The organism is Actinokineospora auranticolor (assembly GCF_002934265.1).
GTDB lineage: Bacteria > Actinomycetota > Actinomycetes > Mycobacteriales > Pseudonocardiaceae > Actinokineospora > Actinokineospora auranticolor.
Genome location: NZ_PTIX01000015.1, coordinates 1 through 24,441, shown reverse-complemented (window position 1 = coordinate 24,441; position 24,441 = coordinate 1). Strand labels below are relative to the sequence as shown.

Genomic DNA, 24,441 nt, shown 5'->3' with positions numbered 1-24,441 from the left:
CGCCTAGCTGCCCTTGGTGGCCAGGTTGATCCCCGGTTCGGGCAGCGCCTTGAGTCCATAGTGGCCGATGATGGTGTCCAGCGTGCCATCTGCCTTGAGCGCCTTCAACGCCGCGAGCAGCGCGTCGGCCAACTGGGTGTCGTCCTTGCGCAGGTACATGCCCACGTAGCTGAGCCCGAAGTTCTCCGACACGATCGCGATCGGCGCGTTCTGCTTCTCGATCGCGTACTTGGCCTGCTCGGTCACCGCGACCTGGAAGTCGGCCTGGCCGGAGCGCAGCGCGAGGTCGGCGTCCTGGGCGGTCGGGTACTGGCGGGCCTCCGCGGCGGCCTTGCCCTTCTTGACGCAGTCCTGCGAGATCTCCTCGGCGTGCTTGACGTCGGTGGTGCCACGGATGGTGGCGATCCGCTTACCGCACGCGTCATCGATCGACTTGAACTTGCCCTCGTTGGCCTTCGCGGTCACCAGCACGCTGGCCGACTGCATGTAGTCGACGAACACCCCGACCCGCTGCCGCTCCTCGGTGTCGGACAGGCCGTCGTCGGCCATGTCGAAGCGGCCCGCCGCGACCCCGGGCAGCAGCGCCTCCCAGGCGATGTTCTCGATCTTGTAGCCGACGCCGAGCTTGGCCGCGACGGCCTTGCCGACCTCGGGGGTGATACCGCCGGTGATGGTGTTGTCCGCGTCGGTGAGCAGGTAGGGCAGGTTCGGCAGGGTGGTGCCGACGTTGAGTACCCCCGCGTCCTTGATCCGCTGCGGCAGCAGGTCGTGCAGCGCCTGGTCCTTGGCGGGCTGGGCGGTCGCGGCGGGGGCGGTCGGCTGCTGCTGGGCACCGGGGTCACCGCACCCCGCGGTGACCAGGATGGCGGCGAGCGCCGTGACGGCCAGGCGTCTGGGCATGGTCGGGCTCCTTCGAGGGGGATCGGCGGGGATCAGTCGGCTTCGGGGTGGCGGCGGACGTGCGCGAGGAAGGCCGCGGTCCGGGCGGAGTCGGGGTGGCGCAGCACGCGGTCGGCGGGGCCGGACTCGACGATGACGCCCTCGTCCATGAAGACCACGGTGTCGGCCACGTCGGCGGCGAAGCCGATCTCGTGGGTGACCACGACCATGGTCATGCCCTGGTCGGCGAGGTCCCGCATGACCGCGAGCACCTCCCCGACCAGCTCGGGGTCGAGCGCGCTGGTGGGCTCGTCGAAGAGCAGCACCGAGGGCCGCATGGCGAGCGCGCGGGCGATGGCCACCCGCTGCTGCTGGCCGCCGGAGAGCTGGCCGGGCAGCTTGTCGGCGTGCCCGGCGAGGCCGACCCTGGCCAGCAGCTCGCGGGCCTCCGCCTCGACCTCGGCGGGGTCGCGGCCGAGCACCTTGACCGGGCCGAGGGTGATGTTGCGCAGCGCGCTCAGGTGGCTGAACAGGTTGAACTGCTGGAACACCATGCCCATCCGCAGCCGGGCCCGGGCGGTGTCGCGCTCGCTGCTCTCGTGCAGCCGCCCGTCGCGCGGCTCGTAGCCCACGAGCAGGCCGTCGACCTGCACGAACCCGGCGTCGAGCGGTTCGAGGTGGTTGACGCAGCGCAGCAGGGTGCTCTTGCCGCTGCCGGACGGGCCGATGACGCACACGACCTCGCCCGGCGCCACGTCCAGGTCGACGCCGCGCAGCACCGCCATCGCGCCGAAGGACTTGCGCAGGCCGCGCAGCCGCAGGCCGCCTTCCGCCGTCATCACGCCGCCGCCCATCGCTCGAGGAAGCGCTGCCCGAGCCCGGCGAGGGTGACCAGGATGAGGTACCACCCCGTCGCCACCAGCAGCAGCGCGATGACCTGGTAGTTCTGCCCGTAGATCTGCTGCGCCCGGGTCATCAGGTCGCCACCGCCGATGACCGACACCAGCGAGGTGCCCTTCAGGATCAGGATGAACTGGTTGCCCAGCGCGGGCAGGATGACCCGGACGGACTGCGGCAGCACGATGGCCCGGGTCGCCTGCGCGCGGGTCATGCCGATGGTCAGCGCGGCGTCGACCTGACCACCGGGCACCGCGAGGAACCCGCCCCGGATGATCTCCGCGAGGTAGGCCGCCTCGTGCAGGCCCAGCCCCAGCATGGCGGCCAGGAACGGGGTGATCACCGCGTTGGTCTGGGCGAAGCCGAGGGTGGGGAACAGCAGCGACAGGTTGAACCAGAACACGATCTGCACGACCAGCGGCACACCCCGGAAGAACCAGATGTACCCGGAGGCCGCCGCGATGGCGACGGGGTTGTGCGACTGGCGCATCATGGCCAGCAGGGCACCGAGCACCAGCCCGATGCCGAGGGTGGCGAAGGTCAGCACCAGGGTGGTGCCGACACCCTCCATGACGGGTGTCGACAGGAAGTACTGACCGATCACCACCCAGTCCAGGTTCGGGCTCGTGACCACCGTGTAGGCCAACCACCCGACCACCGCGACCAACACCGCGCCGACCACCCAGCGGGACGCGTATCCCCTGCGCCGCACCACTTCCAACGTGTGCGCGTTTTCCAGCATCATCCTCCCCCTCTGCCCGGGTGCGAAGCACGGTAGGCCGCCGCGGAGCCGGTTTCTTGACTCTCCCTGCCAAGCTCCCACCCGACGCCAGGCACCCGCGCGCACTGGCCCGTCAGGGAATTTCCGCGGCCAATCGGACACAGTGGACCGATCACCGCTGATGCCGGGACCACGGCCCGATGACGATCGAGTTCACCCGCCTGCCCGAGGTCGACCCCACGCCCTGACGGCGATGATGACCAGATCCGAGGTCCTGAACCCGCGGTCGGTCACCGCCCTGCTGCCGCCAACCCGTGGGCGGGTGAATACCCTGCTACGACTGGGGCATCGGTGTTCCAGCGCGGACCGCTGTCGCCGCGGCAGCACGAGAGGTGACACGAGCGGGAGTGCCCAGACGTCAGCGCCGGTTTCACCCCGGCGAACACCGCGCTGAGCGCCCTTCTCAGCAACGTGGGTCTTGAGCTGGACCGCGAGCACGGCCCGAATCGCGGCTTCGGTTCCGGTGAATGGCCATCGAACTCCGGCAGACATGGGAACCGAGTCGTCCCCGAGTCTCGTAGCGGGGCTCGAGTTCGCCGCCGACCCGGGGGCGAATCCTCAATTCCGCGGGCAGGGTTATCGCCGCGAAGTGGACGTTCTGTCGCCCCTCGGTGGGGACGCGATCGGGCGCCAGGTCGGCGGTGAATCTCGGATCGCCACCGTGCGGCCGGTATGGCGCGGACTTCGGTGTGCGCGGGGTAGCGCTCTGTCACTGGCCGCCATGCGGATGCGGACCAGGCCGACCGCCGCGCCCCGAGCACGGGGCGCACCCCCTGCCGGGGTGGTGCCTGCCCCACCGCCAGTAGGTGATCGGGCCGACGAAGTTGATCGCGATCGCCGCCGCCCAGAGCGGTTTCGGGCCGTTGACCTGCTCGGCGCGACGGTGGGCCAGGTCGGTCCACGCCCACGCGGCGAGGCCGATCTGGAGGACCGCCGCCGCGATGACTCCTCTGCGCTGACAACGGGTCAGGTCTGTCCACTTGCGCCGCATCGTTGTCTCCTTCGCTGTGAATCCACCTGTCGGGGCTCAACCGACGTCGCGGTGGCGGAACGCTGTCAGACCGCCTGCCACCAGCACCGCCGATGCGGCGACCAGCGAGGCGACCGGCAACGGGGCGAACGCGCCGCCGGGCAGGTGGGGCAAGTGCGCGTACGGGGAGAGGCCGATCAGCCAGTCGGCGAGTCCCAGTGCCGGGCCCAACTCCCCCAGCAGCAGGAACACGGCCAACGCCGCCCAGGTCGCCTTCGCGAAGCGGGGTGCCACGCCGAACACGGCCAGGACCAAGCCCGTCAACAGCCAGCCCGCCGGTGCCTGCGCCAGCGCCGCGGTCAGCACCCGTCCGATCTGCCCCGCGTCGCCCGTGCGCGCCCCGTGTACGGCACCGGCTGCCACGCCCGCCGCGGCGAGGACGACGACCACGCCCGTGCCCGCGATCAGCAGGTGGCCCGCCACCCAGCGCGGTCGCCCCAGCGGGGTGGACAGCAGCAGGGCCGCGCGACCCGCGTCTTCCTCCACGGCGGGTCGCAGCGCGGCCTGCACGCCGTAGGCCGAGGCCACCACGCCGAGCAAGCCCACCATGGCGGCCAGCACGGCGTCGGTCATCCCGGACTGCCCACCGAGACGGGTGAACAGCTCACGTGCCTGGTCGCTGTCGAGCAGTCCACCGACCTGGTCCGCCACGCCACCGACCAGCAGCCCGTAGGCGGCGAAACCCGCGGACCAGGCCAGCAGCGATCCCCGCTGGAGCCGCCACGCGAGGCCGAGCGCGGATCGCAGCCCGCGCCCGGCGGTCGCGGGTCCGACGCGCTCGGGCAGCACACCGGCACCGAGGTCGCGACGGGCCAGCACCCCGTAGGCGGCGGCCATCAGCGCGCCCGCGACGACCAGACCGACGCAGGCGACCCACCAGTGGTCCCCGGCGAAGGGGCGCGTCCGCTGCGCCCACCCCAGCGGCGACAGCCACGACAGCCACGGCGCGGTCGTGTCGCCGATCGCGCGTACCGCGAAGGCCGCGCCGAGCGCGGACACCGCGAGGCCGTTCGCCGCCCGCGCCCCGGTGACCACCTGAGCGGCCAACGCGCCCACGCCCGCGAACACCGCGGCCACGAAGAGCCACGCCGCCGCCAGCGTGCACGAGCCCGCCACCGGCAGACCGGTCGCGCTGAGCCCCAGCGCGGTCACCACCGCCATTACCGCGTTCGCGCCGATGACGACGACCAAGGCCGCGGTCATCGGCGCGAAGCGGTCGACCAGCCCGGCGCGCACCAGTTCGAGCCTGCCCGCCTCCTCTTCCGCCCGCGTGTGCCGCACCACGAGCATTGCCGCGAGCACCGCGACCAGCACCGCGCCCGTGGTCAGGGGCTTGAGCATCGCCAGGGCCCCGAGGGAGGACACGTCCGCGATGTGGCCGTAGACCGCGACCATGGCGGGGGTGTCGTTGAGGGCACCGGCCGCCTGCCGCACGGAGTCCGCCGTCGGGTACAGGCCCTTCGTCGCGGCGGCGGAGGTGATCGCGACCAGGGCGAGCGCGGCCATCCACGCGGGCAACAACACCCGGTCCCGGCGCAGCGCCAGTCGCGCCAACACCCAGGTTCCCTCGGGGACGGTCATGACCGGCTCCCGTAGTGGCCGAGGAACAGCTCCTCGAGGGTGGGCGGCTGGCAGACCAGGTCACGCACCTCACGCTCGGTGAGCACGTGCAGCACCTGTGACAACCGGTTCCCATCCACCCGGAACCGGACTTGGTCGCCGTCAGCGGTCCAGTCGTGCACGCCGGGAAGCGCCGCCAAGCCGTTGGGCGGGCCCGTCAGCCGGGCGCGCACCGTGGTCCGGGTGAGGTGGCGCAGGTCGCTCAGCGTGCCGCTGTCCACGACCCGGCCCGCGCGCACGATGCTGACGCGATCGCACACCTTCTCCACCTCGGCGAGGATGTGGCTGGCCAGCAAGACCGTGCGCCCATCCTCCCGTGCCCGCGCGACGCACTCCTCGAACACCGCCTGCATCAGCGGGTCCAGCCCGGCGGTGGGCTCGTCCAGCACCAGCAGTTCGGCGTCGGAGGCCAGCGCGGCGACCAGCGCGACCTTGCGGCGGTTGCCCGACGAGTAGGTGCGGCACCGCTTGGTGGGGTCCAATTCGAAGCGCTCCACCAACTCGGCCACCCGCGCGCGACGTGCGCCACCGCGCAACTCCCCCAACAGGCCGATCACCTCGCCGCCGGTCAACGTCGGCCACAACGTCACCTCCCCCGGCACGTAGGCCACCCTCCGGTGCAGCTCCGCGGCTTCGCGCCACGGGTCGGCGGCGAGGACGCGCGCCACCCCGGAATCCGCCCGGACAAGCCCGAGCAGCACCCGCAGCAGGGTGGTCTTGCCCGCTCCGTTGGGACCGAGCAGCCCATGCACTTCCCCCGCGCGCACCGTCAGAGCCAAGTCGTCGAGGGCGCGCGTGCGGCCGAACGCCTTGCGCAGCCCGGATGCGGTGATGGCGTCACTCGTGATTGCGTTCGCCATGGCGTGGCTCCTCTGCCGGGTGGCCGGTAGTCAGGTGGATTGGGTGGACGGTGGCGCGAACGGCCGGACCAGCACGCGTTCGCCCTCAAGGAGCACCACCGCGGTCCACCCGTACCCGGTCCCCAGGCGCGCCGCCAAGGACGCGGATCGCGCGAGGCGCGCCGGGGTGAGCAGGACCGTCTCCGTGCGGTCGACGGCGAAGGCGGGGATCAGCACGCCGCCGCCGCGGTCGACAGTCCCACGCACGACCTCGGTGAGCTGGTCCCCCCGAGGCCGGTGTCGTCGTGGCGGCGACCCGCCGGAGGTCGACTCGATCGGTGGTCGCGGCCGAGAGGGTTCCAGCAGGGGGTGGTGGTTCGGTCATCAGGTGGGCGCTGTCGGCGAGCCGCTGATGACCGAGGAAGTCGATGGCGGGCGACTGCCGAGTGCCGGTGTTCGCGGTGGGCGGTGTCCGCCTGCTTGACGTCGCGGTCACGGGTGGCTCCTCCCGGTGTCGTCGACCGCTTCCCAGAATCGCGGCGGCGACCGCGACCGCGCAGGGACGAAGGTCCTGTCCGCCGCGCGGATGGTCCGGTCTCGCCGGGTGACGTCGTCGGGTGCGAAGGTCCCGGCGATCAGGGGACCTCCGAGCGCGTCGGTCGTCGCGGGTCCGCCCTAGCGTCGACGTGCCTGGCCCCGCGTGTGCGGGGCGTCGCGATCGACACGAGGAGGTCGTCATGAAACCGGTTCGGCTGTGGATCGGCCTGGTCCTGCTCATCCTCGGGGTGCTCGGCCTGGCCGACGCGTTCGACCTGTTCGACGCGGGAAACGTCCTCGACCACTGGTGGCCGGTCGCGGTCATCGGGCTCGGGGTCACGGTCATGCTCGTGCAGCGGCGGGTGTCAGCGGGCCCGGTTGTCGTAGCGGCTTTCGGTTGCGTTCTGCTGGCGAACCAACTGGGGTGGCGCGAGAGCGGCGTGTTCTGGCCGACCGTCTTCGTCGTCATGGGCGCGGCCGTCCTGATCGGACTGCGCAGGCACCGCGTCGTCGACCACAGCGAGTTCACCGCGCCGGTGGCGGTGTTCGGCGGCACCAGGACCGTCGACCGCTCCGCGCACCTCACGCACGCCGACGTCTCCGCGATCTTCGGCGGCGCCACCCTCGACCTGCGCGAGGCGCACGTCGAGCGGGAGGCCACAGTGGACGCGCTCGCGCTTTTCGGTGGCGTCGACGTCCTCGTGCCACGCGGGTGGCGGGTGCGCATCACCGGCATGCCGGTCATGGGCGGGTGCGAGGACAAGACCGCGGGGGAACAGCTCCCGCCGGAGGCACCTGTGCTGGTCGTGCGCGCTACCGCCGTGTTCGGCGGGATCCGTGTGGGCAACGAACCCGGCTGAGCGTCCCCCGGCGCCGTCGGCGGGCCGACCACGAGCTGCCGCGCCCGCCGATCGGTTGCGGTAAGCCGCCAACAGCCGGTGGTGCCGACGGTGGGCGACCTGGCCGCGCGTGGTCGGTCGGATGACGGGCAAGGGTAGTCGGTCGCGTCCGCGAACCGCGGCGGGTTCGCCGACTCGTCGCGGGTCACGCCGTCCGTGGGCACCCGATGCCTGGCAAATCGGTGCCGGAAAGCGGTGTCCAGGCCGCCGGTCGCCGCGTAGGGCCCTACTCGGCAGTCTGCCTTCTACGTGCGAGCACAGGTCTCAGGGCGTGTGGTGGCTCCAGCGGGGGCCGACACGGGCCCATTCCTCCGCCCAGCCGCGCAACCGGAGCCGGTCGAGTGCCGAGTGCGCGGTCGCGCAGAGCACCACCAAGCCGACCAGTGCGAACATCAGGACCAAAACGGCGACGGTGATGGCGCTGGTCACCGCGTCGGTGGCGCGGGTGGGCTGGGAAACCGGCTCGCCGGTCACCACGTCGAGCCAGACCGTCTGGTGCTCGCCCACCCGGGTACCTTCCGGCACGGACGCCATCCCGGTGTGCCGCTCCCCGCCCGCGAACCACTCCACAGGCGCCTGGAAGCTGTGCGGCAGGGCGGCGCCGCCGCTGCCGGAGAGACCCGCGGGTGTGGCCACCAGCACGGTCGCCTCGGCGGGGATCCGCGTGGCCTGCTCCCGACGCGCCGCCGCCGAAGTGCCGACGTACACCTCGGTGCCGACCGCCGCCGCGACCGGCACGGCCACGAGTGCGCCCAGTGCGCAGAGCACGACGACAACCGCCTCGACGTGGTCGGCGCCGCGGGCGGAGGAACGCACCGACCACCTCAGCAGGCGCAGGAACCCGCGGGTCCGCTCCGGTCGCGGGACAGGACCGATGGTCGACCGAGGCATTTTCGCGCTCCCGTTCGTCGTGTGCTCCTCCCAGCGAGTACAGCGGAGACGAAGGGGCCACGGCAGAGGACGACTTCCCGGGGTTGCCGAACCGATCGTCCCGGCGATCGCGGCGTAGGTCCCGATCCGCGCGTCGGTCGACTGGACCCGGGTACACGGTCCTGGACTCCGGCCCGGATCGGAGCGGCCCGTGTCTGCCGCACTCCTCTGTGGACTGAACGAGCAAGTCCGCCGAGGTGCTCTTCCGCGAGAAGCCGGGTTGTGACGTGTCTCGGGGGCCAGGGGTGTTCGAGGGCAAGGAGACCACCGCCAAGCGGGTCGACCGGCGCGGCGCGGTCATCGGGGAGGCGTGGCGATGTGCCGTGACGACATCGCGGTATCCACGCCGCCTTGTCGCGCTGCCGCGGGTGAACCCCGCGTCGCGCGATCAGTCACGGGGTCCAGGCGCCGGTCGTGTGCGCGCCGTCCGCACCCCGGGTACCGAAGACGCCAGGGCTCGGACCACGCGCTCCTCGCGGCCGCTGCGGAACTCGCCGGTCACCACCGCGTTGCCATCGGTGACGGCGCAGTCGAGCGCGCACGGCTGGACGTTGTCCGCGACGAGTTTGCACACCCGCACGGCCAGCACGTCATCCCGGGTTTCCAGGGCGTCGAGCAGGTCGCTCAGGCCGATCACCCCGGCGAGGCCGCCGTCCCCGTCCACCACGGGCAGCGCCTGGTGGCCCGTGCCCAGCAGGAGCCTGGCGACGTCCCCGCAGTGGGCGGTCGACGTGATGGGCCGCACGGGGTCCATCACGTCCGCGGCGGTGGCGGCCCGCGGGATCGACCGGACCTGCTCGCGCAGCAGGTCGCCCGAGGACACCATCCCGACCACGCGGTCGTCCGCCACGACCGCGACCGCGCCGTCACGCGCCGCGCGCAACACCTCCCGCACCGCGCGCAGCGGCGTGTCCGGCCGCACGGCCACCGCTCCCGCGTCCATGATCTCGCTCGCCAGCATGACGCCTCCTGATCGGTCTCGGCCCGCGCGATCCAGCCCGCGCCCGCCCCGTCCGGGCGGGCGCGGTTCGTCTCCACCGACACTGACCGCGGACACCCCCGGGCGACCAGTGACGAGAGGTACGCCCATCCAGTGGCGGACGCTCGCCGTTCCGGGGCCGGATTCCCCTGTCCGCCCACCACCGGGGAACGGCGATGTCCAACGCCGGGCCCCGTGCCGCGGACCTCAGTCGTCCCAGCCGGACGAAGTGGGGGCGAGCGCCGACAACCGGACCTCGCGAACGCCCGGGACGGTGCGGCACAGGGCGACGACCAGGCCGCGCTCGGCCTCGTCGGCGAACTCGCCGGTCACGACGAGCCGCCCGTCGTCGGCCTCGACCCGCCAGTGGCGCCTGCTGCCCGCGTAGTCGTCGAGCAGGGCGCGCACCTTGGCGGCGATGACGTCGTCATCGCGGACCATGGAGCGCAACAGGTCCCGGCGGGCGACCACACCGACGAGCAAACCCTCTTCCACAACCGGCAGGCACCGCAGCCCGGTCCGCAGCATCGTCTCCGCGACCGTCGACACGTCGTCGGCCGGGTGCGCGACCTCGACCGGGCGAACCATCACCGACGACACCGGCGCGTCGGGAGAGACCTGCCGGTCGCCCACGTGGCGGAGCAACTCGGGCTCGCCCACCACACCGACCACGCGACCCAGGTCGTCCACGACCGGCAGGCTCGCGTAGCCGTGCTCGGTGATCACCGTGACCACCTCGCGCACCGTGCTCCCCGGTCGGGCGCTGAAGACCGGCCTGCTCATCAAGTCCCGAACCCGCATCGCATCCTCCACACCGGACGGACCAACCCGTCCTCCGCCAGTGGCGCGCCCGGGGCGGACGCGCTGCTCCCACCTCTCGATCGTCGCCACTCGCGCGGGTGTCGGGCAGTGGTCGCGGGACCTCGACCGGCGGTGACCTTCGGCACTGCCCCGATCACCGCACCTCGAACGAGGGCGGGTACCGGGCTCGGTGCGCGCCCCGGGAGGAGCGGTGGCGGCGGCGAAGCGGTCGGCTCAGCAGCGACCCGGGCGGCGGCCTACCTCCTCGCGGGCGGTATCACCGACGACCGCACACCGACGTGAGGTGGTGGCTGGAACCTCCCGCGGTCGTGGTCGCCGCGCTGCCGTTCCTCGCCCGGTTCCCGGGATCCCGCCAACCCGATGGGCGAGGCCGGGCCCGCGGGGTGGTTCAGCCCCCACCGGGGAGGAGCCGCGTCGGAACGAGGTCGTCACGTCGAACCCCGCCCGGGCGGCGCGCTCAGGGTCAGGACGGCCGCCGGGGTGATGACCCCGGTGACGACCTGGTGAGCGACTTCGGAGACCAGGGCGTTGCGGCTGCGCCCGTAGGCCCGCAGCGCCTGGAACGCTTGGTGCATGTCGAGCCTGCCCGCGTGCGCCAGCACGCCCTTGGCCTGCTCGATCGTGATCCGGTTGTTCAGCGCGGTCTGCAACTGCTCGGTGAGCACTTCACCGCGGCGGATCGCGCGTTCGTGCAGGATTCCGATGGTGGCGATGTCGGCCAAAGCCCGAGCGACCAGCAGGTCCTGCTCGGCCATCGCACCCACGCCGTGGTCGAAGAGGTTGAGGGCGCCGATGGTGTTCTGGCGCAGGCGCATCGGGATGGCGTGCACCGCGGCGAAGCCACGGGAGACCGCCTGGGGGACGAACCTCGGCCAGCGGGCGCGCTCGGCGGCCAGGTCGGGAACGCGGACCGGTTCGCCCGCCCCGATGCAGTCCAGGCAGGGACCCTCGCGGATCTGGACCTGGAACAGCTCCAACAGCCGGGTCTCGTCGGTCGACGACGCGAGCACCTGCAGACCGCCGCGCTGGTCGGACAGCACGAGCCCGGCCGCGGCCGAGTCGAGCAGGCTGACGCAGTATCCCACGAGTTCGTGCAGCATCTCGACGACGTCGTAGTCGTCGACCAGCGTGTCGGCCATCCGCACGAACGCGCCCAGCAGCAGCGCCTCCCGCGCCGATCCCGGCGTCTCCACAACGGGAACCTCCTTTCCTACTTCGCCCGAACAGCGTAGAACGTGCCGGGCGGCCACAGGTGGATCACGCTCCCCCGACGTCCGCGGGGTGAAGCCTGCGGGACACGAGGTCGTCGGCGACCTCGTCCACGAGGCGTCCGGTGGTGAACGCGTGTCCGCGCAGGCGGGCCAACGCGTGCTCCGGCGACACGCCGAACTCCGCGATGAGCATTCCGACCGCTTGGTGCACCTGGGCGCGGCGCAACGGCAGGTCCGTCCACGCCCCGGCCGCTCGGTCGAGCCCGAGCCCCAGCAACACCAGCGTCGCGACGTCGACCAGGCGCAGGGCGACCCGCAGCTGCGCGGCCGACAGCCAGCCCGGAGTCCGCCGGTACAGGTCGAGCGCGCCGATGCTGATCGCCCCGGCGACCAGCGGGAACCCGAACAGGGCCCCGACCGGCTCCGCCCCGATCTCCGCGGCGAACACCGGCCAGGCCACGTCGCGCAGGTTCGGGGCGAGCGCGGGCCGCTTGGTGTCGAACGCTTGAAAGCACGGCCCCTCACCCAGGCTGAACTGCACCGCCTCGATGCGGGCGGCGACCCGATCGGTCGCGTACAGGCATTCGCGCCCGAGGTCGCCGGTCATGACCGAGACCGACGCGCCGTCGACCGGCAGCAACTCGACGCAGGCATCGCACACCTTCGCGAGCGCGTCGAGTTCGCTGCCGCCGCCGCGCAGGTCCCCCACCACGCGGTGACGAACCCGGTCGGCCTCGTCATCACCGGCCTCAGCCACGACGAGCGCACCAGTGGACCACGCGCGCGACACCTCCTGCCCACTCCTGAACGAAGTCCGCGGGGGCACGACGGTTGCGCAGAGCCCGCACAGGGTCAGGCGGGCAACGTACCCGACGCGGCGCACGTCCGGTGAAACGGTCCTGGCCGCTCGGTGCCCGTTCACTCCCGCGTGTGATGGGGTTCATCGCGAACTCCCGCCGCGACTCGACCGCCGCCGCGTCGCGGCTCACGGACCCACCCGCTCGGCGGTTCCCCCGGCCGGTGATCCGATTATGGTCGAGTCGTGGAACGAAGCGACCCGGTCCACACAAGCTGACATCGTTGGCCGTGACCCCGCCGACACGTGACACGTGAGCGATGGGGAATCGTCATGTCGAACGCGTCTCGGGAGCAGGTGTCCGACCACGGCTCCGCCCGCTGGGAGGCCTTGCTCGCCAGGATCACCCACAGCAGTGCGAGCGCGCTGGTGTCGGTCTGCGCGACGGGAGACCCGCGGTCGACTCCCGGCGCCGACGGGGTGATCGAGACCGCGGCGCTGGTCCGCGCCGTCCTGGAGGCGGGCGCACGCGCGACGCGGTGCCTGCCCGCCGCCCCCTCCGGCGTGCCCGCCACGACCGAGGACACCCTGGCGGAAGCACTCGCGCTGACGGTGGCGATGGTCCGCGACAGCGCGCGGCACATCCGCGAGTCCGCGTTGCGGGAGCGCTGGGCGGCGGCGTCGGCCTGCGCGAGCGTCCAACTGTTCTACGGCGGTGGCCAGCGCCCGCTCGACCAGCTCACCGACCGCGCCGCCGAGGCCGCCGAGGCCGATTTCGGCACCCTCACGCTGCTTTCCGACTCGGGGGTGTTGCGGGTGCGCGCGGTGACCGGGTCGCTCGCCGCCGACCTCACCGCGGGCACCTCCCCGCACCCCGTGCACAGCCTGGCGGCGCGCGTGGTCCGCGCGGGGAAGGCGTTGCTGGCCGAGGCGTACCCGGAGGCCCGCGCGATCGGTCCGGTCGCCATGGTGCCGCTCAGGTGGGGAGACCGGGTGACCGGCGCCCTCGCCGTCGGCCGGACCCCGGGTGGACCACCGTTCACACCCGTCGACCTGCGCCACCTCGGGGCGTTCGCCGGGCAGGTCGCGGGAGCGATCGAGTTCGCGTGGTCCAGCGCGGCGCACGACCAGTCCGAGCACCGCGACGAAGTCGACACGGCGGTGGCCGCGTTGACCGACGCGGTGGTCGGCGACCTGTTCGCGGTGGGGTTGGGACTGCGGAACCTCATCGGCACCGGTACGCCGCCCGCGCACCGCGAACGCCTCACCGAGCACATCGACTCGCTCACGGCCACCGCCTCCCGCGTCCGCGACTTCTTCGCCGCCGAGTTCCCCCGCCGCCGACACCCCGTTCCCCTCTCCCTGCGCCTGCTCGCGACCGCCGACGCGGCGGAGCTGGTGATCGACACACCGGTGCGGGTGGCCCTGGCCGACAACATCACCCGGATGTGCCCGCCCGGTCTCGCCGACGACATCATCGCGGTCGCACGCGACGCGCTGACGACCGTGGCGCACGCCCGACTCGTCGAACTGTGCGTCGACTTCGACGGTGACACGTTCGCGGTGGCGGTTCAGGACGACGGTGCGCCCACGGTCGCCAGATCACGTCTGGTGGCCGTCCTGCGGGATCTTTCCGACGGCTCCCGCTCCGTGCGCCAGACGCGGGGAGTCGACGGGACCAGGGTGTTCGTCTGGACCGCCCGACTCCCGTGAACGACGCGGCGCGACCACGGTTCTGATCCGAGCTGGAGGGGCGGACAATGGCCGGTACGCCCCGTATGTCCTCAGTGGAAGAACTGGCTCCGCTCGACGGCAACGGGTTCCGGACCGAGAGTTCGGTGGGCTGGTCCATCGCCGTGGTTCCGTCCGCGGTTCACCTGGCGGTGAGGGGCGTGTCGGAGCCGTCGACTCCGACCTGCCCGTGTGAAGTGGTCACCCGGGCCTCCCGGACTCTTCGGACGTGACGCGGATCAGGTCGTCGGTGGATCGGCGCCTGCTGGGCGCGGGCACCTCGGCGGGGTGCCCGACCCTCAGCAGGAGTTGGGGGTAGCCGGACAGGTCCAGTCGCCGGATCAGGGACTTCCGCGCCTCGGGGACGTGCAGTGGCTGGGTGAGAACCGAGCCGGCCAGTCCGGCGGCGACGGCCCCGAGCCACAGCTGTTGGGTGACCATCCCGGCGGCGAGGTGGTCGCTGCGGCCGTCGCCGGTGGTGGTGATCAGGAGGTAGCTCTCCCGCGCCAGGCGGGCGGCCAGCACGTCGTCGTCGGGGACCGCGGTGTGCTCGTCGACGAGACCGGTCCAGGGCAGTGTGGGGGTGCCACCCGCGCTGGGCAGCCCGTCGTCCGCGCCGCCGCGCCACGCGGCGAGTTCGCGCTGGTACGCGTGGTCGTGGCGGAATACCAGCGCGCTGCGCGCGAGGACCCGCGCCAGGTCGCCGGTATCGCCGGGGGCGTGCAGGATGCGCACGGCCGCGGCCCGCGGGGTGTCCTCGAGCGCCTGGTCGCGCAGCGCGCACAACAGGGCGGCGTCGACCGGGTCGGGTGTGAACGCCCCGCGGTGGCTGTGCCGGTTCGGGATGGCGCGGTAGACGGCCAAGTCGGTCTCGGTGGGCTCCCGGCGCCCACCCGCGTCGATCCGGGCCACGACCTCGGGCCGGGTCGGGTCCGGGAACTGGCGCCAGGGAGCGGCCCAGCCGAGCTGGCGCACCGCGACGCGCACGGTGGTGACGGCGGCGCCGCAGGAGATCAGCCGGTCGCGGCCGAGCCGGTCGTGCCGGGGCAGCGCGATGTCCACCCGCTCCAGCACACGCGCCGCGCGGCCGTCCAGCTCCAACAGCCAGGGTTGGCTGTTGTGCACCGACGGCGCGCGGGAGAACGCCGCCGTGAGCACGGCCACCTCGCCTCGATCCCACTCCGCGATCATGCTCGCCCCTCCTCGCCGGCCACCCCGGTCGCGACCTCGTTCAGCGCGCGGCGGGTTGCGGGCGCCTCGATCAGTTGGGACAAAAGGGAAAAGGCCAACTCCTCGGCGCAAGCTGTGAGCAGCACCCGCGGCAACGCCCGACCCGCGGCGACCTGGTCGCCATCGCGGTCGCCGGGGGTGGTCGGCACGGCGGGCATCGGTAGCGGCTCGACAGGCAGCGGCGACACCGGGGAGTCGAAGTCCCGCAACACGACCAGGGTGGCAGGCGATGGCGGCCTGCCCACCGCGAAGGCGGGTGCGCCGTCGCCGTCACCGGATCCCGCCGTCCAGGCGCGGACCTCGGCCACGTGTGCCGGGTCACGACCCAGCACGTGGTCGACGCGGCGGATGAGCTCGGCCACCGCGCCCAGGTCCGCGGGGCGCTCCGGCAGGCGCAGTCGGGCACCTTCACCCGCGGCGGCGCGCACCGCCGCGCCGGAGGATGTCGCTGTGGTGTCCTCGGCGGGCATCTCGGCTCCTTCCGTGTCGTCCACCAGGCTGCCCGGTCGGCGGGCACGCGGGCACGGACGGCGGACCCCGGCGACCGGGACGTTGGTCCCGCACCAGGCGAACTCCTCGATCGTTCCCGCCGAGCAGGGCGATGCGGCACGGCGCGACCGGGACTTCCGTCGGTGTCCGGCCGGTCGTCGGGTGGGTGAGGCTGGAACCGACACCGAGAGCGGGGGAACGGAGGAGTGATGGCGCGACAACCGGAGCCGGTCAGGGTGACCGGGACGCTCGACTCGCCTTCGCGGTGGTTGTGGTTGGTCAAGTGGTTGCTGCTGCTGCCGCACTTGCTGGTGCTTGCCGCGCTGTGGTTGGGATTCGTCCTGGTCGTTGTCGTCGCGTTCTTCGCGATCCTGGTCACCGGCCGCTACCCGCGACCGCTGTTCGACTACACCACCGGGGTATTGCGTTGGAGTTGGCGGGTGCACTACTACGGATACGCCGCCCTGGGCACGGACCGGTACCCGCCGTTCACCCTGGCCGACGTGCCCGACTACCCCGCCAGGCTGCACATCGCCTACCCGGAGCGGCTTTCGCGGGGTCTCGTGCTGGTCAAGTGGATCCTGGCGGTGCCGCACTACCTGGTGGTCGGCCTGCTCGCCGGCGGCGGCCTGTGGTTGGCGGGCAACGCCGACACCGGTGGCTTCCACTGGGGCGCCGGTGGCTTGGTCGGTGTGCTGACGCTGGTCGCGGGCGTGGTTCTGCTGGTTCGGGGCGAGTACCCGACATCGCTGCACGACCTGGTGGTCGGGCTCGACCGGTGGGTGCTGCGCGTGGCCGCCTACACGGCGCTGCTGACCGACCGGTACCCGCCGTTCCGGCTCGACCTCGGCGCGGACGAAACCGGTGCCCCAGCGGAAACCCCGCACGCGGACGTCGCGCCCGCCGTCTCCCCGCGGCCCGGGTGGACTCCGGGCCGGGTGGTCGCCATGGTCGTGGGAGTCGTCGTGGCGTTGTCGGCGGTGGGTTTGCTGACCGGGGGCATCGGTCTGGTCGTGGCCGACCGGGGTTACCGTGACCAGGACGGCTACCTGCACACCGCGACCCGCGAAGCCACCAGCAACGGCTACGCCGTGGTCGTCGAGCACGTGGACTTGGCGCGCGGTACCGGGTGGCCGTGGATGGCACGCGCGGTGGGCGAGGTGTCGATCCGGGTCGACGCCGGGGAACGCCCCGTGTTCGTCGGCCTGGCGCCGGCCGCGCGGGCGCGGGGGTACCTGACGGGCGTGGACCGCACCGTGCTCGGATCGGTCACGATGCCGATGCACAACGGCGTGAACACCCGCGACATCACCGGTGACGCGCCTCGGACACCGCCCGCCGCGCAGTCGTTCTGGACGGTCACCGGGACCGGCAGCGGGGTGGTGCGGCTGGACTGGACCCCGATCGAGGGTGACTGGACGGTCGTGCTCATGAACGCGGACGCCTCGGCCGGGGTCGACGCGCGGGTGTCGATCGGAGCCACCGCGCCCGCGCTGCCCTGGCTGGCCGCCGGGTTGTTCACCGCGGGCGCCGTTCTGCTCGCGGGCGGGGTCGCCCTGGTGGTCGGCGCGGCGCGCCGAGCCACCCCGAACCATCCACTCAGGACAGCGCAGGTCGATGACGAGGAGGAAGACCATGTCCGGAAATAGGTCCGGCGGCGGGCGGCGTTTCGTGGTCGGCTACGACGGCTCGGGCCACGCCACCGCGGCGCTGCGATGGGCACTGGCCCACGCCGACGCAGAAGGCGCCGCGGTGGCCGCGATCGAGGTGGTGGCACCGGAAACCGCGTTCGTGCCCGCCGCGCCCATGTCACCGCAACCCCACGGTGGCCAACCGCCTCGACGCCCCCTGCCCGAACCCGCCGAACTGCTCGGTGACCACGCGCGGGTCCCGCTGTCGGTCGAACGCGTCGAGGGCCGCACCGGCCGGGCGCTGGCCGAAGCGGCCCGGGACGCCGACCTGGTGGTGATCGGGGCGCACCACTCCCCCGCGCACATCACCTCGGGAGTCGGCGCGTTCGCCGCGGACTGCCTGCGGCACGCCGGCTGCCCGGTGGTGATCGTGCCCGCGGAGTGACCGCCACGCGCGGCTCGGCCACCCGCCACTCCCCGGCGGGTGGCCGAGCCGCCGCTACGGCACCAGGACGGCGGCGCCGCGCACCCGGTCGGCCGCGAGATCGCGCAGTGCGCGGGCGGCACCGTCGAGCGGGTACGCCGACGCGATCACCCGAAGCGGGTGCGTTCCGGCGAGGGCGAGGAGGTCCCTGGCGTCGGCGCGGGTGTTGGCGGTGACGCTGCGCAGTTGGCGCTCCTGGAACAGGTGCCGCCGGTAGTCCAGCGGCGGGATGTCCGAGAGGTGGATACCCGCCACCGCCAGCGTCCCGCCGCGGTCCAGCGCGGCCAACGCGGCCGGCACCAGCTCGCCCGCGGGCGCGAACAGGATCGCGGAGTCCAGCGGCTCGGGCGGGTGTTCGGCGGCGCCCCCCGCGGACGCGGCGCCGAGTTCCAGCGCCAACTCGCGGGCGCGGGGATCCCGGGTGAGCACGTGCACGGTCGCGCCCTCGGCGACGGCCAACTGGGCGGTGAGGTGGGCACTGGCACCGAAGCCGTAGATGCCCAGCCGCCCGCCCGGTGGCAGGGCGCTGCGCCGCAGCGCCCGGTAGCCGATGATGCCCGCGCACAGCAGCGGCGCGGCTTCGACGTCGGTGTACCCGGTGGGCAGCGGGTGGGCGGAGGCAGCGGGCGCCACGGTGTACTCGGCGTAGCCGCCGTCGGCGTCCCACCCGGTGTAGACGGAACCGGGACACAGGTTCTCGGCGCCGCGCAGGCAGTAGCGGCACCGCCCGCACACCCCGCGCAGCCACGCCACGCCGAGCCGGTCGCCCACCGCCACACCGGACACGCCCGCGCCGGTGGCGACCACCTGTCCCACGACCTCGTGCCCTGGGACCACGCCGGACCGGTGCACCGGCAGGTCCCCCTCGGTGATGTGCAGGTCGGTCCGGCAGACGCCGCAGGCCAGCACGCGCAGCAGCACGTCCCCCGGACCGGGCTCGGGCACGGGTTCGCGCCCGGCGACCAGCGGCTCACCGGTGGGCGCGCCCGGCGCGCGGACGCGCCAGGCCAGGTGTTCGGCCATATCGGGCTCCTCTCCGCGCCCGACCAGCCTCACCCGCCGGGCCCGGCCCCGACGCGGCCCATGTTCGTGTCTTGCCGGGACGTTCGGCTCTGCTGGGTGGTGGGCGGGCGGTCGAGCGTGGACGACGACCGCTTCCCGTGCCCGGCACGGGTTCGCCGAGGGGAAGGGCCGCCGCGATCATGGCGCAGACACCGGTGACCGACTCGCCGCGCGGGTTGACCGACGCCGAGGCCGCCGAGGTGCGGGCCCGGGTGGGCCACAACCTGATGGCCGAGCCGAAGCGGGCGGGCCGGGGTGCGCGGGTGCTGGCGCAGCTGCGCGACCCCATGGTGCTGTTGCTGCTGGTGGCCGCCGCGTTGGCGCTGGTCCTGGGGGACTTCGCCGATGTGGCCGTCATCGGGGCGGTGGTGGTGCTCAACACCGCTGTCGGCGTGGCGCAGCAGTCACGGGCCGAACGGGCGTTGGCGGCGTTGCGCTCGATGTCCGCGCCGACCGCGACCGTGGTGCGCGACGGGACGGCGCGGGAGGTGCCGTCCGCTGAGGTCGTCCCCGGCGACGTGGTGGTCCTGACCGCCGGTGACGTCGTGGCGGCGGACGCCGCGCTGGTGCGGGCGCACGCGCTGCGCGTCGACGAGGCGGCCGTCACCGGTGAGTCGGTCCCGGTGGACAAGCCCGTCGGCGGTGAGGTCGCGGCGGGCACGGTCGTCACCCACGGCCGGGGCGTCGCGGTGGTGAACCGGACCGGTCCCGACAGCGGTCTTGGCCGCATCGCCGCCTTGGTGGGGGCGCAACGGCCCCGCCCGACGCCGTTGCAGCGCAGGCTCGCCGACCTGGGACGCGTGCTCGCCCTCGCCGCGGTCGGGCTGTCGGTGGTGGTCGCCGCCATCGGCTTGGCGCGCGGCGAGCCGGTGGGCGCGATGGCCCTCACGGCGATCAGCCTGGCCGTGGCGGCGGTGCCCGAGTCGCTGCCCGCCGTGGTCACCCTCGCGCTCGCGCTGGGGGCGCACCGGATGGCGCAGCGGCGCGCCGTGGTCCGGTCCCTGCCCGCGGTGGAGACCCTGGGCTCGGTCACCGTGCTGGCCACGGACAAGACCGGCACCATCACCGAGGGCCGGATGGTCGCCGAGCGGGTGTGGACACCCGAACGGGGTGAGGTCGACCCGGGCGCCGAGCTGCCCGCGGCGCTGCTGCGCGCGGTCGTGCTGTGCAACGACGCGGACCCGCGTGCCACGCCCGGGGACGACCGGGTGGCCATCGCGGGCGACCCGCTGGAGGTGGCGCTGCTCTCGATGGCCGCGGCCGCGGGCGTGGACTGCGCGGCGCTGCGCGACCGCCACCCCCGGATCGATGAACTGCCGTTCGACAGCGAGCGCGGGCGGATGACGACCGTGCACCAGGCGGGCGAGCACTGGCTGGTGGTGTCCAAGGGCGCGCCCGAAACCCTGCTCGCCGAGGGCACCGAGGCCGTGGACGCGGCGGAACGGCTGGCGCGCCGGGGGTACCGCGTCCTCGCCGTGGCCGCGGGCGGCGGATCGGGTGCCGCTCCCGGGGCCGCCGCGGGTGAGCGGGCGGTGCGGCTGCTCGGCTTGGTGGCGCTCGCCGACCCACCGCGGTCCGACAGCGCCGAGGTGGTGACCGCGTTCCAGGAGGCGGGCATCGAACTCGTCATGATCACCGGGGACCACCCGCGCACGGCGGCCTCGATCGCGGACCGCGTGGGCATCGGTGACGGCGGCGAGGTGCGCACCGGCGAGGAACTCGCCGCCCGCGGCGCGGGAGCGCCGGGCCGGGTGCGCGTGTACGCGCGCACCCGGCCCGAGCAGAAGCAGGCGATCGTGCGGGCCTGGCAGGACGAGGGCCACGTGGTCGCGATGACCGGTGACGGCGTCAACGACGCCCCCGCCCTGCGGCGGGCCGACATCGGCGTGGCCATGGGCGGCGGCACGGAGGTGGCGCGGCAGGCCGCGGACCTGGTGCTGACCGACGACAACCTGGGCACCGTGGCCACCGCGGTGGAAGAGGGCAGGCGCATCCACGCCAACGTCCGGACCTTCCTGCGCTACGCGGTCTCCGGCGGTGTGGCCGAGGTGCTGGTGATGCTGACCGGACCGCTGCTGGGCCTACCGGTCCCACTGCGACCGGGGCAGATCCTGTGGATCAACCTGCTGACCCACGGACTGCCCGGGGTGGCGATCGGTGCCGAACCCGCCGCGGCGGGGGCCATGCGCGCCCGGCCGCGCCCACCCGGGGAGTCGATCCTGGGCGCCGGTCTGTGGGCGCGGACAGCGTGGACGGGGGCGCTGATCGCCGCGGTCACCCTGGGCGTCGGGGTGTGGGCGGCGCACACCGGCCGGGAGTGGCAGACGCTGGTCTTCCTCTGCCTGGGCCTCGCCCAACTCGGTGTCGCGACGGCGCTGCGGCGCCCTGGCGCCCGCCCGAGGTTCCTCGACCTCGCCGTGATCGCGGCCGTGGCACTGCAACTGGCGGGCGCGTGGCTCCCCCCGCTGCGGGACGCGCTGGGCACCGCGGCGGTACCGGTGGGCGACCTGCTGCCCACCGTGGTCGCCGCCACGGTCCCCGGACTGGTGGTGCGGGCGCTCCGGCGCCGCGAGAACCGTTCGCCGGAGACAATCGGGCGCGGTGGGACCCGACCGCGCGACCGCCGGGCGGAACCCCGCGAACCGCGTCGTGGAACGGATCGGTGATACCGGCGGTCGAGCGTCGCGCTCCGCGTGCCCCAGCGCCACATCGGGTCGCCGAGAGCTCGTCCACAGCGGGGAGCCGGACGGATCAACGCGCAACCGACGGTGCTGGTCGCGGCCAGAACGCCCGGACCTGGCGGGCCCGCTGAGCCGCCCGCCGAACGGTGAGCGCGTCGCGGGCACTCGACGCGCTCACCCGCACACGTCCACACCGGACTCCCGGCACGCCTTGGCGATCACGTGCGCGCACCGCCGGAGCCCGGCCAGTTCAGCGGTGCCCGGGACCGTGGGCTCCAGCGCGCCCGCGCCCGAGCGGTCGACGATCCTGGGCAGCGACAGGCACACCCCGCCGATCCCGTGGAAGTCGGCGACGTAGGCGCTGACCGGCAGGATCAGCCGCTGGTCGCCGAGGATGGCCTCCAGCACGTGGGTGACGGCGAGGCCGACGGCGTAGTTGGTGGCCCCCTTGCCCGCGATCACCTCGTACGCGGCGCCGACCACCGAGTCCTCGATCTCCCGGCGCGCGGGCTCGTCGAAGACCTGGCGCCCGTCGACGACCCAGTCGAGCACCGGCACCGAACCGATGAACGCCTGCGACCACAACGGCACCGCGGTGTCACCGTGCTCACCGACGATGTACGCGCACACCCCCGCCACCCCGACCCCGGCCCGCGCGGCGATCAGCGCGCGCAGGCGCGAGGAGTCGAGCACCGTGCCCGACCCCAGCACCCGGTGCGCGGGCAACCCGCTGACCTCCAGCACGGCCTGGGTCACCACGTCCACCGGGTTCGTCACGACGAGGAACACGGCCTCGGGGGCCAGCGCGCACAGCTCGGGCACCAGGGCGCGGCAGAGGCGCACGTTGCGCCCGGCCAACGCCATCCGGCTCTCCCCCGCGCGCTGGCGGGCTCCCGCGGTGATCACCACCACGTCGGCGCCCGCGCAGATCCCGACGTCGTCGGAGCCGACGACCTCGACGGTCGGGGCGAACATGCCGCCGTGGCGCAGGTCGAGGACCTGCGCCCGCAGCTTCGCCGCGTCGGTGTCGAACAGGGCCACGGTGTTGGCGGTGCCCCTGATCTGGCAGGCGTAGGCGAGGGTCGATCCCACCTGTCCGGCGCCGACGACCGCGATCCTCGGTCCCCGCGCCGCTCTGCGATCAGTCACGCCGCCGAGCCTGCTCACCGCCGCCGACCGGCTCCAGGGATCTTGGACCGTGTCCCGCAGGGCCAAGCGGCCACAATGGCGGACCGGGCCGGAGGTGACGGGCCCGGTCAGGTGTGCGCGACCGCCACCGGGCACGCGCCGCGGTGCGGCGGAGCACGGGCGGTCGAGCCCATGCCCAGGCCGGTGCGCAGCCCGCGCCCCCTGCCCCCGACGACGAGGAGTTGGGCGTCCCCGCTCAGCTCCGTCAACGCGCGCGGCGCGGTCGCGCGGTACGACCAGCCGGACGGGCACCTCCGCGTGCTCCTCGCCGCGGCCCGCGGCCTGTTCGAGGGCGAACCCGATGGCGGCGCCCCCGGCACGGGAACCGTCCACACCGAACACGATCGGTCCGGCGGTTCCGCGTACCACGACCACGGGGCAGCGGGCGTGCGCGGCGACGGCGTCGGACACCGAGCCGATCAGCAGGCCCTCGACCCCACCGAGGCCGCGGTGCCCGGTGACCGCGTGCGGCGCGGCGTCCAGCAGCACGGTTGCGGCCCTCTCGCTCAGGTGGACCGGTGGGGTGCCCCCGCGGTCGACGCGGGTGAGCCGACCGCGGCGACCACGCCCGGCACCACGACGACCGGGCAGCGGGCGTGGCGCAGGCAGTAGGCGGTCGTGGAGCCCATCAGCGCCGCGATGGCGCCCGTGCCGTGCTTGCCGACCACGAGCAGGTCGGCCTCCTCGGAAGCCCGGACCAGCGCGGGGCCCGCGGCGCCGGTGCGGTCGTCGTAGCGCACCGACACGTCCGGGTGCCGCGCGACCACCGACGACAGCACCGCACCGACCCGGACGCGCTCGTCCCAGGGCGGACCGCCGCCCCAGACCCAGATCACCCGGACGGCGACACCGCGCCGTTCGGCCTCGGACAGCGCCCACTGGAGGGCGGTGGACGCGGGCGTCGAGCCGTCGAACCCGACGAGGATGTGCTCGGTGCGCATGGTGTTACCTCCTTCGTGCGAGTGGTCCCCGTGGCGGCGCCGACCGGCCCGCGCTGCGGGGACCGGCGGTCACTCGGCTACCTGGTTCACGGTGATCCGCTTGGCCTCCCCCTCGGTTTTCACCGGCACGGTGAGCGTGAGGATGCCCTTGTCGTAGGTGGCTTCCACGCGGTCGACGCTGGCTCCCCGGGGCAGTGCCACGGAGCGGGCGAAGCTGCCGTAGTGGAACTCGCTGCGCCCGTGCTCGCGCCGCCGCTCCACCCGCTGCGCGGTGATGGTGAGCGTGTCGCCCTGGACGGTGACCGCGATGTCCTCCTCGGGGTCCAGGCCCGGCAGTTCCGCGCGCACCACGTAGGTGCCGTCGTCGAAGTAGTCCTCGACGCGGACGATGTGGCGGTCGATGGTCGGCAGCGCCTCGAACAGCCGGAACACATCGGGGATCAACGTGGTCCTGGGCAGGATGCCCGTCATGTCGCCTCCTACGGTTCGGTGCCCGCAGAGTGCGGGCACCGCCGACACTGCCCCGGTCCGGCGCTCTCCCGAAGCGGACCGGGGACCCCGACTGCCAGGGACCTTCGTCCACTGCCGTCCGCGTTCCACCCCGGCGGTGCCGGTCACGGGCTTCGGTCCCGGAGACCGGGGACTTTTGGTCTCTGTCCCCGGGCGAGAGCGGGTGGGCACCGTGGGGCCGTACCACCGAGGAGAGGAGGACCGGTCATGCCGCGGACCGATCACGACACCGTGCGGGACGCGATCGCCCTCGCCTGCCGCGCGCCGTCGGTGC

23 protein-coding genes are annotated in these 24,441 nt (G+C 73.6%); 5 read left to right on the top strand and 18 right to left on the bottom strand.

Features of this window, described 5'->3' with window-relative positions:
• Positions 1–3 precede the first annotated feature (3 nt).
• The 7 genes from CLV40_RS24150 to CLV40_RS24120 all read right to left on the bottom strand — a co-directional run bounded on the left by CLV40_RS24150 (position 4) and on the right by CLV40_RS24120 (position 6,313).
• A complete protein-coding gene (locus CLV40_RS24150) occupies positions 4–900 on the bottom strand; it encodes a transporter substrate-binding domain-containing protein (protein ID WP_104481277.1) in 897 nt (298 codons plus the stop codon).
• Between the two features lie 32 nt (positions 901–932).
• The gene (locus tag CLV40_RS24145) at positions 933–1,733 is read right to left on the bottom strand and encodes an amino acid ABC transporter ATP-binding protein (RefSeq protein ID WP_104481276.1); all 801 of its coding nucleotides are present in this window, start codon (positions 1,731–1,733) and stop codon (positions 933–935) included.
• Positions 1,718–2,488 carry an amino acid ABC transporter permease gene (locus CLV40_RS24140; RefSeq protein WP_245931538.1) on the bottom strand — a complete coding sequence of 257 codons (771 nt, stop codon included), beginning with the start codon at positions 2,486–2,488 and terminating at the stop codon, positions 1,718–1,720. The genes CLV40_RS24145 and CLV40_RS24140 overlap by 16 nt, the downstream gene beginning before the upstream one ends.
• A 778-nt stretch (positions 2,489–3,266) precedes the next feature.
• On the bottom strand, positions 3,267–3,548 hold the full coding sequence (locus CLV40_RS24135) for a PLD nuclease N-terminal domain-containing protein (protein ID WP_104481274.1): 282 nt from the start codon (positions 3,546–3,548) through the stop codon (positions 3,267–3,269).
• Between the two features lie 36 nt (positions 3,549–3,584).
• Positions 3,585–5,168: an ABC transporter permease gene (locus tag CLV40_RS24130; protein WP_104481273.1), complete on the bottom strand. Its 1,584-nt coding sequence runs from the start codon at positions 5,166–5,168 to the stop codon at positions 3,585–3,587.
• A complete protein-coding gene (locus tag CLV40_RS24125) occupies positions 5,165–6,067 on the bottom strand; it encodes an ABC transporter ATP-binding protein (protein WP_104481272.1) in 903 nt (300 codons plus the stop codon). The genes CLV40_RS24130 and CLV40_RS24125 overlap by 4 nt, the downstream gene beginning before the upstream one ends.
• A 30-nt stretch (positions 6,068–6,097) precedes the next feature.
• Positions 6,098–6,313, bottom strand: a complete 216-nt coding sequence (locus CLV40_RS24120) for a hypothetical protein (RefSeq protein WP_104481271.1) — start codon at positions 6,311–6,313, stop codon at positions 6,098–6,100.
• A 470-nt stretch (positions 6,314–6,783) separates the two neighbouring features.
• On the opposite strand from CLV40_RS24120, the gene CLV40_RS24115 reads away from it, so the two are divergent.
• Positions 6,784–7,443 (top strand): LiaF transmembrane domain-containing protein, encoded by a 660-nt coding sequence (locus CLV40_RS24115; protein ID WP_104481270.1) that lies wholly within the window; start codon positions 6,784–6,786, stop codon positions 7,441–7,443.
• Between the two features lie 303 nt (positions 7,444–7,746).
• Here CLV40_RS24115 and CLV40_RS24110 read toward each other — a convergent pair whose 3' ends face one another.
• The 5 genes from CLV40_RS24110 to CLV40_RS24090 form a co-directional block, all read right to left on the bottom strand.
• A complete protein-coding gene (locus CLV40_RS24110) occupies positions 7,747–8,298 on the bottom strand; it encodes an Rv1733c family protein (RefSeq protein WP_146108211.1) in 552 nt (183 codons plus the stop codon).
• Between the two features lie 502 nt (positions 8,299–8,800).
• Positions 8,801–9,373, bottom strand: a complete 573-nt coding sequence (locus CLV40_RS24105) for a CBS domain-containing protein (RefSeq protein ID WP_181043704.1) — start codon at positions 9,371–9,373, stop codon at positions 8,801–8,803.
• 225 nt (positions 9,374–9,598) lie between these two features.
• The gene (locus CLV40_RS24100) at positions 9,599–10,192 is read right to left on the bottom strand and encodes a CBS domain-containing protein (RefSeq protein WP_104481267.1); all 594 of its coding nucleotides are present in this window, start codon (positions 10,190–10,192) and stop codon (positions 9,599–9,601) included.
• Between the two features lie 449 nt (positions 10,193–10,641).
• Positions 10,642–11,406, bottom strand: a complete 765-nt coding sequence (locus CLV40_RS24095; protein ID WP_245931536.1) for a GAF and ANTAR domain-containing protein — start codon at positions 11,404–11,406, stop codon at positions 10,642–10,644.
• Between the two features lie 64 nt (positions 11,407–11,470).
• Positions 11,471–12,181: a GAF and ANTAR domain-containing protein gene (locus CLV40_RS24090; protein ID WP_245931535.1), complete on the bottom strand. Its 711-nt coding sequence runs from the start codon at positions 12,179–12,181 to the stop codon at positions 11,471–11,473.
• Positions 12,182–12,553: 372 nt separating this feature from the next.
• On the opposite strand from CLV40_RS24090, the gene CLV40_RS24085 reads away from it, so the two are divergent.
• Positions 12,554–13,933 carry a sensor histidine kinase gene (locus tag CLV40_RS24085; protein ID WP_104481266.1) on the top strand — a complete coding sequence of 460 codons (1,380 nt, stop codon included), beginning with the start codon at positions 12,554–12,556 and terminating at the stop codon, positions 13,931–13,933.
• A gap of 219 nt (positions 13,934–14,152) precedes the next feature.
• Here CLV40_RS24085 and CLV40_RS24080 read toward each other — a convergent pair whose 3' ends face one another.
• A complete protein-coding gene (locus tag CLV40_RS24080; protein ID WP_104481265.1) occupies positions 14,153–15,142 on the bottom strand; it encodes an Acg family FMN-binding oxidoreductase in 990 nt (329 codons plus the stop codon).
• Positions 15,139–15,651, bottom strand: coding sequence for a hypothetical protein (locus tag CLV40_RS24075; protein ID WP_104481264.1), 513 nt, complete (start codon positions 15,649–15,651; stop codon positions 15,139–15,141). Before CLV40_RS24075 ends, CLV40_RS24080 begins: the two co-directional genes overlap by 4 nt.
• A gap of 228 nt (positions 15,652–15,879) precedes the next feature.
• Here CLV40_RS24075 and CLV40_RS24070 point away from each other — a divergent pair, with 228 nt between their 5' ends.
• Both CLV40_RS24070 and CLV40_RS24065 read left to right on the top strand, forming a co-directional pair.
• Positions 15,880–17,319 carry a DUF4389 domain-containing protein gene (locus tag CLV40_RS24070; RefSeq protein ID WP_104481263.1) on the top strand — a complete coding sequence of 480 codons (1,440 nt, stop codon included), beginning with the start codon at positions 15,880–15,882 and terminating at the stop codon, positions 17,317–17,319.
• Entirely contained in the window at positions 17,306–17,746 is a 441-nt protein-coding gene (locus CLV40_RS24065; RefSeq protein WP_181043703.1) for a universal stress protein, read from the top strand. Before CLV40_RS24070 ends, CLV40_RS24065 begins: the two co-directional genes overlap by 14 nt.
• 54 nt (positions 17,747–17,800) lie before the next feature.
• Here CLV40_RS24065 and CLV40_RS24060 read toward each other — a convergent pair whose 3' ends face one another.
• The gene (locus CLV40_RS24060; protein WP_104481261.1) at positions 17,801–18,808 is read right to left on the bottom strand and encodes a zinc-binding alcohol dehydrogenase family protein; all 1,008 of its coding nucleotides are present in this window, start codon (positions 18,806–18,808) and stop codon (positions 17,801–17,803) included.
• A gap of 179 nt (positions 18,809–18,987) precedes the next feature.
• On the opposite strand from CLV40_RS24060, the gene CLV40_RS24055 reads away from it, so the two are divergent.
• Positions 18,988–21,513 carry a cation-translocating P-type ATPase gene (locus CLV40_RS24055; protein WP_104481260.1) on the top strand — a complete coding sequence of 842 codons (2,526 nt, stop codon included), beginning with the start codon at positions 18,988–18,990 and terminating at the stop codon, positions 21,511–21,513.
• A 189-nt stretch (positions 21,514–21,702) separates the two neighbouring features.
• Here CLV40_RS24055 and CLV40_RS39770 read toward each other — a convergent pair whose 3' ends face one another.
• The 3 genes from CLV40_RS39770 to CLV40_RS24035 form a co-directional block, all read right to left on the bottom strand.
• Positions 21,703–23,205: a lactate/malate family dehydrogenase gene (locus tag CLV40_RS39770; protein WP_181043702.1), complete on the bottom strand. Its 1,503-nt coding sequence runs from the start codon at positions 23,203–23,205 to the stop codon at positions 21,703–21,705.
• Between the two features lie 17 nt (positions 23,206–23,222).
• On the bottom strand, positions 23,223–23,657 hold the full coding sequence (locus CLV40_RS24040) for a universal stress protein (protein WP_104481259.1): 435 nt from the start codon (positions 23,655–23,657) through the stop codon (positions 23,223–23,225).
• A gap of 69 nt (positions 23,658–23,726) precedes the next feature.
• Positions 23,727–24,128 carry an Hsp20/alpha crystallin family protein gene (locus CLV40_RS24035; protein WP_104481258.1) on the bottom strand — a complete coding sequence of 134 codons (402 nt, stop codon included), beginning with the start codon at positions 24,126–24,128 and terminating at the stop codon, positions 23,727–23,729.
• Positions 24,129–24,441: the final 313 nt, after the last annotated feature.

Coding starts and splice junctions, on each gene's coding strand:
- CLV40_RS24150 (WP_104481277.1), bottom strand. CDS start 900: ATGCCCAGACGCCTGGCCGTCACGGCGCTCGCCGCCATCCTGGTCACC.
- CLV40_RS24145 (WP_104481276.1), bottom strand. CDS start 1,733: ATGGGCGGCGGCGTGATGACGGCGGAAGGCGGCCTGCGGCTGCGCGGC.
- CLV40_RS24135 (WP_104481274.1), bottom strand. CDS start 3,548: ATGCGGCGCAAGTGGACAGACCTGACCCGTTGTCAGCGCAGAGGAGTC.
- CLV40_RS24130 (WP_104481273.1), bottom strand. CDS start 5,168: ATGACCGTCCCCGAGGGAACCTGGGTGTTGGCGCGACTGGCGCTGCGC.
- CLV40_RS24125 (WP_104481272.1), bottom strand. CDS start 6,067: ATGGCGAACGCAATCACGAGTGACGCCATCACCGCATCCGGGCTGCGC.
- CLV40_RS24115 (WP_104481270.1), top strand. CDS start 6,784: ATGAAACCGGTTCGGCTGTGGATCGGCCTGGTCCTGCTCATCCTCGGG.
- CLV40_RS24105 (WP_181043704.1), bottom strand. CDS start 9,373: ATGCTGGCGAGCGAGATCATGGACGCGGGAGCGGTGGCCGTGCGGCCG.
- CLV40_RS24100 (WP_104481267.1), bottom strand. CDS start 10,192: ATGCGGGTTCGGGACTTGATGAGCAGGCCGGTCTTCAGCGCCCGACCG.
- CLV40_RS24085 (WP_104481266.1), top strand. CDS start 12,554: ATGTCGAACGCGTCTCGGGAGCAGGTGTCCGACCACGGCTCCGCCCGC.
- CLV40_RS24080 (WP_104481265.1), bottom strand. CDS start 15,142: ATGATCGCGGAGTGGGATCGAGGCGAGGTGGCCGTGCTCACGGCGGCG.
- CLV40_RS24075 (WP_104481264.1), bottom strand. CDS start 15,651: ATGCCCGCCGAGGACACCACAGCGACATCCTCCGGCGCGGCGGTGCGC.
- CLV40_RS24070 (WP_104481263.1), top strand. CDS start 15,880: ATGGCGCGACAACCGGAGCCGGTCAGGGTGACCGGGACGCTCGACTCG.
- CLV40_RS24065 (WP_181043703.1), top strand. CDS start 17,306: ATGTCCGGAAATAGGTCCGGCGGCGGGCGGCGTTTCGTGGTCGGCTAC.
- CLV40_RS24060 (WP_104481261.1), bottom strand. CDS start 18,808: ATGGCCGAACACCTGGCCTGGCGCGTCCGCGCGCCGGGCGCGCCCACC.
- CLV40_RS24055 (WP_104481260.1), top strand. CDS start 18,988: ATGGCGCAGACACCGGTGACCGACTCGCCGCGCGGGTTGACCGACGCC.
- CLV40_RS24040 (WP_104481259.1), bottom strand. CDS start 23,657: ATGCGCACCGAGCACATCCTCGTCGGGTTCGACGGCTCGACGCCCGCG.
- CLV40_RS24035 (WP_104481258.1), bottom strand. CDS start 24,128: ATGACGGGCATCCTGCCCAGGACCACGTTGATCCCCGATGTGTTCCGG.